At 73.0% G+C, this 2876-nt stretch carries 2 protein-coding genes and 1 pseudogene; 1 reads left to right on the forward strand and 2 read right to left on the reverse strand.

The window, feature by feature from the left end; genetic code table 11:
- Positions 1-1859: GNAT family N-acetyltransferase (locus CCN51_RS42085; protein ID WP_143676067.1), on the reverse strand; the 1859-nt coding region annotated here is incomplete at its 3' end.
- 211 nt (positions 1860-2070) lie between these two features.
- On the opposite strand from CCN51_RS42085, the gene CCN51_RS42090 reads away from it, so the two are divergent.
- Entirely contained in the window at positions 2071-2352 is a 282-nt protein-coding gene (locus tag CCN51_RS42090) for an HPr family phosphocarrier protein (protein ID WP_014175879.1), read from the forward strand.
- A 197-nt stretch (positions 2353-2549) separates the two neighbouring features.
- Here CCN51_RS42090 and CCN51_RS42095 read toward each other — a convergent pair.
- Positions 2550-2876, reverse strand: a pseudogene (locus CCN51_RS42095) (FCD domain-containing protein); the annotation flags it as partial.

Here is a 2876-nt window from a genome sequence, read left to right on the forward strand (position 1 = left end):
TCGGCCAGGGCCTCGGCGAGCCCTGGGATCTGCAGGTGGACCACCGCCACCGGCTTGGCCGCACCGCGCGCCGCTGCCTCGGCGGCCGCGCCGCGCATCGCCCGGGCGAGGTCGGCCGCGGCGGCGGCGCCGACGCCGGGGATGGCGGTGACGACGACCGCGTCGCACGCGTCGTCGGCGAGGGCCGCGGAGAGGGCCTGCCGGAAGTCGTCGGGGGCGGCGGCCGTGGTCAGGTCGCGGGGCGGCAGCGGGCGCAGCCCGTCCGTGAGGCAGGCGTCGTAGGTGAGCAGGCCCAGGGAGTCGGAGTTGCCCAGGATGGCGATGCGCGGGCCGCCGGGGAGCGGCTGGGAGGCGAGCAGCAGCCCGGCGTCGACGAGCTCGGTGACCGTGTCGACCCGGATGACGCCCGCCTGCCGCAGCAGGGCGGAGACGGTGGCGTCCGGGATGCCGGGGGCGGGGACGGCGTGGCCGGTGGGGGCGCTGCCGCTGTGGCGGGCGCCCTTGACGACCACGACCGGCTTGACCGCGGCCGTGCGCTTGGCGAGCCGGGTGAACTTGCGGGGGTTGCCGATGGACTCGAGGTACATCAGGGCGACGTCGGTCCGCGGGTCGTCGTACCAGTACTGCAGGACGTCATTCCCGGAGACGTCGGCGCGGTTGCCCGCGGAGATGAAGGTGGAGACCCCGGCGGTCCCCGCGCCGCGCAGGTCGAGCCCTGACAGCAGCGCGATGCCTATCGCCCCGGACTGGGTGAACAGGCCGAGCCGCCCGGGGGCGGGCAGCCGCGGCGAGAGGGAGGCGTTCAGCCGCACGCCGTCGGCGGTGTTGATGACGCCGAAGGCGTTGGGGCCGATGATCCGCATGCCGTAGGTGCGCGCCTGGCGGACCAGCTCGCGCTGCCGGTCGCGGCCCTCCGGCCCGCTCTCCGCGTAGCCGGCGGAGACCACGACGAGGCTCTGGACGCCGCTGTCGCCGCAGTCCGCGACCACGGAGGGGACCTGGGCGGCGGGGACGGCGACGATGGCGAGGTCGACCGGGCCGTCGATCTCGTGGATCGAGCGGTGGGCCGGGACGCCCTCGGGGTCCAGCCGGTCCTGTTCCTGGGGAAAGGCGCGGTTGACGGCGTGGACGCGCCCGCTGAACCCGCCGTCGAGGAGGTTGCGCAGCACGGTGCGGCCGACGCCGCCCGGGGCGCGCCCGGTGCCGATGACGGCGACGGAGCCGGGGGCGAGCAGCCGCTGTACGGAGCGGGCCTCGGCGCGCTGCTCGCGGGCGCGCATGACGGCCAGGGAGCGGTCGGTGGGTTCGAGGTCGAACTCCAGGCGGACGACGCCGTCCTCAAAGCTGCGCTTCTGGGTGTAGCCCGCGTCCGTGAACACCTTGATCATCTTGGTGTTGGCGGGCAGCACCTCGGCGGCGAAGCGGCGGATCCCGCGCTCGCGGGCGACGGCGGCGATGTGCTCGAGCAGGGCGGAGGCCACCCCGCGGCCCTGGTGGGCGTCCTGGACGAGGAACGCGACCTCGGCCTCGTCGGCCGGCGCCGTCGAGGGCAGGCCCTGGCCGTCGATCCGGTCGTAGCGAACGGTGGCGATGAACTCGTCCCCGACCGTGGCGGCCAGGCCCACCCGGTCGACGTAGTCATGGTGCGTGAAGCGGTGCACGTCGCGGTCGGAGAGCCGGGGGTAGGGCGCGAAGAAGCGGTAGTACTTGGACTCGTCCGAGACCCGCTCGTAGAAGCTGACCAGGCGCTGCGCGTCGTCAGCGGTGATGGGGCGGATCCGGGCGGTGCCGCCGTCGCGGAGCACCACATCGGCCTCCCAGTGGGCCGGGTAGGCGTGGGTGTCGGACGGCTGCCGCATGCGGCCAAGACTACGGCCCGGGCGGACATGGGTCCGGGCGTCCGAATGGCGGACACCCTTGCGTTGCGGGGAGGTGTCGAGGGAAAGTCCATAATCGGACCTGTACGGGCACGGCCGGGCCTACTCGGACATCGTTCCGGACAGACCCAGACATGCACCCCGTATGATATTGGTCTAGACAACGGCAACCCCGCACCTGAAGGGCAACACCATGGCTGAGCGCCGCGTCAACATCGGCTGGGCCGAGGGCCTGCACGCCCGCCCCGCGTCGATCTTCGTCCGGGCGGCCACCGCCGCCGGCGTCCCCATCACGATCGCCAAGGCGGACGGCACCCCGGTCAACGCCGCTTCCATGCTCGCCGTGCTCGGCCTGGGCGCCCAGGGCGGCGAGGAGGTCGTCCTGGCCTCCGCGTCGGACGACGCCGAGGTCGCGCTCGACCGTCTGGCCAAGCTGGTCGCGGAGGGGCTGGAGGAGCTTCCGGAGACCGTCTGACTGGCTCCACCCGATACATTTACACGGCGCGGCCGCGGTGACCCATGAAAGGGGACCGCGGCCGCACTTTTTATCCAACGCAATACCGGGACGAATACGGGGGCGGCGCAATACGGGAACGCGAAATACGCGGCCGCGGAAATCCACGACCGCGACACACCGGCGGTAATTCTTAGAAGTTGTATACGGGGCCGCTGTTAATTCCGGACACCCGCCGTGTTTACGGAATGTTTCGAACTCCTCACACGGGAGGGGCGGCGCAGCCGGTATTCCGACATCGAGCGCTCGGCATGCGCCGCGGCCAGCGCCCGCGCGCGGGCGGCGTCGCCGCGCGCCACCGCGTCGACCAGCGCGCCGTGCTCGTCCCAGGACTCCACGGCCCGCAGCGAGAAGTCGGAGCGCAGGGCGGTGCCCGGGGCGGACGGCGCCGCCCTGTGGGCCGGTTCCACCGCATACACCCAGGCGATCTTGCGCCTCAGCTGCACCAGCAGCCCGGCCAGGCTCGGGCTGCTGGTGCAGCTGAG

The sequence above is a fragment of the Streptomyces milbemycinicus genome, from assembly GCF_002154605.1.
GTDB lineage: Bacteria > Actinomycetota > Actinomycetes > Streptomycetales > Streptomycetaceae > Streptomyces > Streptomyces milbemycinicus.